Origin of the sequence: Gordonia araii NBRC 100433, assembly GCF_000241265.1 — a bacterium.
In the GTDB taxonomy this organism is placed as follows: domain Bacteria; phylum Actinomycetota; class Actinomycetes; order Mycobacteriales; family Mycobacteriaceae; genus Gordonia; species Gordonia araii.
On the sequence record NZ_BAEE01000028.1, the window covers coordinates 45,115 to 51,742 of the forward strand.

At 66.2% G+C, this 6,628-nt stretch carries 5 protein-coding genes and 1 pseudogene; 4 read left to right on the top strand and 2 right to left on the bottom strand.

What is annotated here, in order from left to right; all coding sequences use genetic code 11:
• Positions 1-218: 218 nt before the first annotated feature.
• Positions 219-2,300 (top strand): alpha/beta hydrolase family protein, encoded by a 2,082-nt coding sequence (locus GOARA_RS18855; protein WP_007321208.1) that lies wholly within the window; start codon positions 219-221, stop codon positions 2,298-2,300.
• Between the two features lie 42 nt (positions 2,301-2,342).
• Here GOARA_RS18855 and GOARA_RS04970 read toward each other — a convergent pair whose 3' ends face one another.
• Positions 2,343-3,296, bottom strand: coding sequence for an acyl-CoA thioesterase (locus GOARA_RS04970; RefSeq protein ID WP_007321209.1), 954 nt, complete (start codon positions 3,294-3,296; stop codon positions 2,343-2,345).
• Between the two features lie 406 nt (positions 3,297-3,702).
• On the opposite strand from GOARA_RS04970, the gene GOARA_RS04975 reads away from it, so the two are divergent.
• From GOARA_RS04975 to GOARA_RS04985, 3 genes are all read left to right on the top strand, one after another.
• The gene (locus GOARA_RS04975; RefSeq protein ID WP_007321210.1) at positions 3,703-4,923 is read left to right on the top strand and encodes an NADP-dependent isocitrate dehydrogenase; all 1,221 of its coding nucleotides are present in this window, start codon (positions 3,703-3,705) and stop codon (positions 4,921-4,923) included.
• 147 nt (positions 4,924-5,070) lie between these two features.
• Positions 5,071-5,241, top strand: coding sequence for a hypothetical protein (locus GOARA_RS20120; RefSeq protein ID WP_007321211.1), 171 nt, complete (start codon positions 5,071-5,073; stop codon positions 5,239-5,241).
• Between the two features lie 136 nt (positions 5,242-5,377).
• Entirely contained in the window at positions 5,378-6,241 is an 864-nt protein-coding gene (locus GOARA_RS04985) for an exodeoxyribonuclease III (protein ID WP_007321212.1), read from the top strand.
• Positions 6,242-6,262: 21 nt separating this feature from the next.
• On the opposite strand, the pseudogene GOARA_RS20125 reads toward GOARA_RS04985, so the two are convergent.
• Positions 6,263-6,628, bottom strand: a pseudogene (locus GOARA_RS20125) (DUF222 domain-containing protein); the annotation flags it as partial.

The window sequence follows — 6,628 nt, forward strand, 5'->3', positions numbered from 1 at the left end:
ACTTGCTAGTAAGAAACGCTGTTACATAGGTCATACTTGATCTAAACTGATCATGTTCCATTTCAGATCACGATGACACAGCCCGTCTTCGTGATCGTCTTGTCGGGGGAGGGGCCCGGTGGGGTTCCTTGTTGGAGAAGGACTTTCACATGTCGAATGTGATCGGGGCGGATGCAAACGTGCGGACCGGAAGGTCCACTGCGACAAGGATGAAGCGCTTGACCGCGCTGGTTGCGATAGCCGGCGGTGTGGCGCTGGGCGCGGCGCTGTTGACGCCACCGGGTGGTGCCCGGGCGGCGTGTTCGCAGTATGGCGCCGTTCTGATGGTGCCCGGGACGAATGACGTCGACAACAGGTCGATGCAAGCGGTGAAACATCGGGCGCGTAACACCGAAGGCAAAGACGTCATCGAGGTGAGGTACCCGACGACGCTGTGGCCGGTCGGTTCGGTGGGCTTCGACAAGGACATCGAATTGGGCAAGCAGGCGACGCGAGATGCCATCGCCGAATACCAGAAGCAGTGCGGACCAGCCTCCACGGAAGATAAGACCGGGCACATCGAGGTGGTCGGCTACTCGCAAGGCGCCCGTGTGGCCGGCGACGTGCTGTCCGAGATCGGCAATGAGGGCATAGAAGGAATCGACAAGGCGGGGATCACCGGCACGCTCTATTCCGATCCGCGCCAAGAGGGCATACCGGGATTCTTCGGCCGCGGTATCGAGTTGAGCTTCCTGGGGGTGATCCCCGGCTTGACCATGTCCGGCTCACGTAAAGGTGGCTTCGGCGACCTGCAGGTGACGACGCTGTGCAGCCAGGGTGACGGGATCTGTTACCTCGCCGATCCGATCAAGGATCCCCTGGGGGCGATCGACTCGCTCGTCGGCTACATCCTCAAGCACGGGGACTATCCGCTGCTGGGATGGATGGGACTCGAGCGGTCCGCGGAAGCGTGGCAGGCCGGTATCGACGAAGGATCGACGACCTGCAGCCAGGCGCCGAACAATGGCGGGACCGTCTGCGTGGTGTCGCGGACCTCGTCGGTCACGCTGGCGATCCGCCAGGTCGCCGCCGCGCTCGGCCTCCCCAACGCCGACGACATCCCCGACCTATACGGCAAGATCCAACGCGTTCTGAACCTCAACAACGTCCTGCCCGGGGTCACGATCTCCGACATCCAGCCGGTGATCAACCTGATCTACAGCGCATTGCCGCAGATCCCGTACATCACCTACAACGCTGGCGGATACCTGCCCGATCTGTTCACCTTCGCCGACCTGGTCGGTGGAGTCGTCCCTGCGCTGACCGGAAACGCCTCCCAGTTCACGACCGCCGCGACCGCCCTCGCCCGCAGTGTCGCGAGCATTCTGGCGATACCGATCAACGGGACCATCTATTGGGGGAACAAGCTCAGCGCCGCGCTCGGCGGTCCGTCGGAGCTACTCGGCAAGCAGTGGTCGATCGGATTCATTCCCGACGAGACGAAGTACTGGGGCAAGACCGTCGAGTGGGCGGACGACCTTGGCCCGGCGGCACCCTCGGCGTTGTCGGCACTGCCGGCGGTCGCGGGCGACTTCGTCGCCGACCTGAAGGCCGCCGCGAAAACTCAGTTCTGGGCCGCGGCGCAGTCGGACGCCTCGGAGTCGGCTGCCTCGGATTCGCCGCCGACGCCGAATGCCGCCCGCGTGACGGCGGTGCAGACGCCGTCGGCCCCCGACACCGCCGACTCGCATGACGGCGGCCGGGTTGCAACCCCCGGAGACAGCGCGCGTCGGTCGGCCGGCAATGCGCCGACTGGACTTGCGCCAGGGAATCCGGCTCGGCACGCACCCCGCCGAGCGGCCCCCGCTGCGCCGACACAACCGGCGGCACCGACGCCGGCGGCACCGACGCCGGCGGCACCGACGCAGCCCGCGGCACCGACGCAGCCCGCGGCACCGACGCAGCCCGCGGCACCTGAGACACCGACGCAACCGGCCACGCCAGCACAGCCCGCGGCACCTGAGGCACCGACGCAACCGGCGACTCCGACGCAGCCCGCGGCCCCTGAGGGTGGGTCCGCACCCCAGAATCGCTGGGGCACACCCGGCACCGGTCAGAACAGGTGGGGCGGCGGACAGGGCGACCAGTCCGGACAACGCGGCCAGTCGGGTCAGAGTGGCGGTCAGCCGGGACAGTCGGGTCCGTCGCGCTGGGGAGGAGACTCCTGGGGCGGTCAGCGTGGCGGCACCGGTGCCGGCGGCAACTCCGGTCCGAACGCCGGGACACCCGGTGGGACCACCTCGGGCGGCTCGGCCAACTAGCGCGTCGGCTGACTAGCGCGTCGGCCAGCTCACGTGGGGCGGCTAGTTCACGTGCAACGGAGCGCGGGGGACTTCCCGTCGCAGCCTGATGAGTTCGCGCGCGTGCGCGTCGAGCGCGATGTCTTCGTCGGTGATGGGATGCCACGGCCGCACTTCGGTGGCATCGCCGTTGCCGTCCACGGCGGCGACGATCGCCAGCGCGTGCCCGGTGTCGCGGAAGACGCCCGTTCGCGGGTCGGCGGCGCTCATCTGCACGGCGACGTGCATAGTCTGGCGACCGGTGTGCAGCAGACGGGAGCGGGTGCGGACGACATCGCCGATGTGAACCGGCGCGTAGAAGCGAACTCCACCGACGTAGGCGGACACGCAGTCGGAGCCGGCCCATTGCGCCGCGCACAGGTAGGCGGCTTCGTCCATCCATTCCATGATCCGGCCGCCGTGGGCATTACCGCCCCAGTTGACGTCGGTGGGCGCGGCCAGGAAGCGCATCGTCGCGCGCGGCGCGGTTCCTTCGGCGCTCAGCACCGCCGAGTCGATCTCCGCGCCGATCCGCTTGCGCAGCTCGATGCGGGCAATGGCGGCTTCGGCGTCGGCGATCTCGGTCAGCGTGGTGGGGCGCCATGAGGGGATCGGTCGGGGCCGGCGGTGTTCGTCGAGTGCGACGAGGACGACGAGGCAATCGCTGACCTCGCGGTACTCGCCGCTGCACGGGTCGGCCGACGACACGGTGCACATCAGGTGCATGCTCGACGATCCGGTGTAGACGATGCGCGCGGATACCTCGACCAGGTCGCCTGCCGAGACATGGCGCGAGAACCGGACGTTGCCGACGTAGGCGGTCACGCAGTAGCCGCCCGACCAGGCCGCCGCGCAGGCGTACGCGGCCTTGTCGATCCAGTTGAGCAGGCGGCCGCCGCGGACCGCGCCGCCGAGGGAGGCGATGTCGGTGGGGGCCGCGAGGAATCGCAGGGTGATCCGGCTGTTGTCGTCGGTCATGTCGTTCTCCTGACGTGTGGTGACGACTATCGTTGCGCGCCCGGAATTCTCACGTCGCACCTGGTAGGGGTCGTGCGGAGTCGGTCATCTGCCGGAAACGCGGATCTCACCGTGCTGAATTCTCCGGCGTCGGAGGGGCTCGGAATCGGGCGGAAATCGCTCGGTTCGGCGGCCCGGCGCAAGCGGTCGTTTCGCAGCTGAGAGGTAGTGACGAACGCAACAAAGCGACCGGGTAGACTAGCTAAACAGTACGCGCGTTATGTTTTAGCTCGGACGCAGGGCCACCACGTGCGTACTAGGTTTGATCTAACGCAGGTCGCCGTCGCGTAACCCGCGAGAAGACCTGGCGCCAGACGCAGACGCAGCCACAACCTGCGCATCCGATGCCGAGGAGGGCACCAGCCATATGGGCAAGATCAAGGTCGAAGGGACAGTTGTCGAACTCGATGGCGACGAGATGACGCGGATCATCTGGCAGTTCATCAAAGAGAAGCTGATCCACCCCTACCTCGACGTCAACCTCGACTACTACGACCTGGGCATCGAGCACCGCGATGCGACCGATGATCAGGTGACCGTCGATGCGGCGCACGCCATCCAGAAGCACGGCGTCGGCGTGAAGTGCGCGACGATCACGCCCGACGAGGCGCGCGTCGAAGAGTTCGGCCTGAAGAAGATGTGGCGCTCGCCCAACGGCACGATCCGCAACATCCTCGGCGGCACGATCTTCCGTGCGCCGATCCTCATCTCCAACGTTCCGCGCCTTGTGCCCGGTTGGACCAAGCCGGTCGTCGTCGGCCGTCACGCCTTCGGCGACCAGTACCGCGCCACCGACTTCAAGGTGCCCGGCGCGGGCACCGTCACCATCACCTACACGCCCGAGGACGGCTCCGAGCCGATCGAGCACGAGATCGTGAAGACCCCCGACGAGGGGGGCGTCGTGATGGGGATGTACAACTTCAACAAGTCGATAGAGGACTTCGCGCGCGCCTCGTTCAACTATGGGCTGCAGCGGAATTATCCGGTGTACCTCTCCACGAAGAACACGATCCTGAAGGCCTACGACGGCGCTTTCAAAGACATCTTCCAGCACATCTTCGACACCGAGTTCAAATCCGAATTCGACGCCGCCGGCTTGCACTACGAGCACCGGCTGATCGACGACATGGTGGCCTCCTGTCTCAAGTGGGAGGGCGGCTACGTCTGGGCGTGCAAGAACTACGACGGCGACGTGCAGTCGGACACGGTCGCGCAGGGTTACGGTTCGCTGGGCCTGATGACGTCGGTGCTGCTCACCCCGGACGGCAAGACGTGTGAGGCCGAGGCCGCCCACGGGACGGTCACCCGTCACTACCGCCAGCATCAGCAGGGCAAGCCGACGTCGACCAACCCGATCGCGTCGATCTTCGCCTGGACCCGCGGCCTTGACCATCGTGGGAAGCTCGACAACACCCCCGACGTGCGCGAGTTCTCCAACACCCTGGAGGACGTCGTCATCAAGACCGTCGAATCGGGAAAGATGACCAAGGACCTGGCGCTGCTCGTCGGCGGTGACCAGGCGTACCAGACGACCGAGGAGTTCCTCGCGACCCTCGACGAGAACCTGGCGAAGGCGCTGAGGGCCTAAGCTCGATTTCGCGGCACACGGCACCTTGACCTCAACTGGGATTGAGGTTCTAGCGCTTCTGCCATGACGAAGAACATGAGCGAAGCCGCCGGGACCTAATACTCAGTCATCGACTACACCGTCGACGGCCCGATAACCCAACGGCAGTTGGCTGATGCGTTCGCAGCCATCCAGCTCGAATGGGTGCGGGACTATCCGGGATATCGATCATCGCGCATTCTCGCCAGCGTCGATGGAACCCGGTTGTACAACGTGATCGAGTGGGCGGACGAAGAGGCGTACGCGCACTTCGAGCGCGTCTCCGATACCAAGGGGTGAGTCCAGGCGATTCGCGATGCCCTCGAAGCGCTCGACGGTGAGGCGGAGGGCGGATGGATGAGGTGCCGCGCTACCGGCTTCTCCACCTGGTGACCCGATAACCCTGGGCGTCGGTGCGACTCGTTACCTTGACCGAGTGAGCATTTCGGTAACCACGGTCAACGTCAACGGCATTCGAGCGGCGGTCAAGGAGCGCTCGGCCGAGAATCTCGGTTTGCTTCCGTGGCTGGCCGAGCTGGAGTCCGAAGCCGTTGCGCTGCAGGAGATCCGCGCAACCGAGGAGCAGGCGCGCGAAGCGCTGGCGCCGGCGATCGACGACGGCTGGCACCTCACGATGTCGGAGTCGACGGTGAAGGGGCATGCCGGCGTCGGAGTCCTGACGCGAGCCGAGCCGACGGCGGTGCGCGCCGGTTTCGGCAGCGACGAGTTCGACACGCTCGGCCGGTACGTGGAAGTGGACGTTCCGACGTCGCTCGGCGAGGTCACCGTTGCGAGCCTGTATCTGCCCAAGGGTGCAGTCGATCCGGCACACACGTCGACGGCGACCGAGACCGACGAGCGCAAGTTCGCCGAGAAGAAGCGGTTTCTGGCAGAGTTCGGCGGCTACCTGAGCGAGAAGGCGGCCACCGGACGGCACGCCGTCGTGGGGGGCGACTGGAACATCGCGCCCACCGAGAACGACCTCAAAGCCTTCAAGACCAATCGTCGTAGCCCGGGCTTCCTGCCGCATGAACGCGAGTGGGTCGCGGCGCTGCTCGACGACGGCTGGGTGGACGTCACCCGCACGCTGACCGGCGACGTGCCTGGGCCGTACACCTGGTGGTCGTGGCGGGGAAAGTCCTTCGACAACGACGCCGGGTGGCGCATCGACTACCACCTGGCGACGCCGGAACTCGCCGAACGTGCCGTGAAGTCCTACGTGCACCGACCGGAGGCCTACGACTTGCGATGGTCGGACCACAGTGCGGTGACGACCGTCTTCGAGGGCAGCGACGACTAGAGGCTACGGCCAGGTCGACGACTAAAGAACGGTGTAGCCGAGCCGGGTGCAGAGGCGTCTGTCGACTTGCGAGTCGGTGGTCTTGGACGGCTGATCGGGTTTCGCTGGCCGGTCAGGCGGATCGGGGTCGTGTTCGTGACGTGCCGATCGTTTGCCGCCCTTGTCGCGAATGTGGTTGATGGTGTTGCGGGCCAGGTCGGCGGGGTGGTGGGCGTGGTTGATGCGCGGGGTGCCGGCGAGGCCGTCGTGGCAGCGTAGTCGCCAGGTGACCCGGCCGGCGTGTGGCCCGGTGTGCTGGTAGAGGGTTTCCCATTGGCGTGGGTTTTGGCCGACGGCGCGGTTGTTGGGTCCGCTGGTGGCGGTGAGCTTGTCGATGTCGGTCTGTCT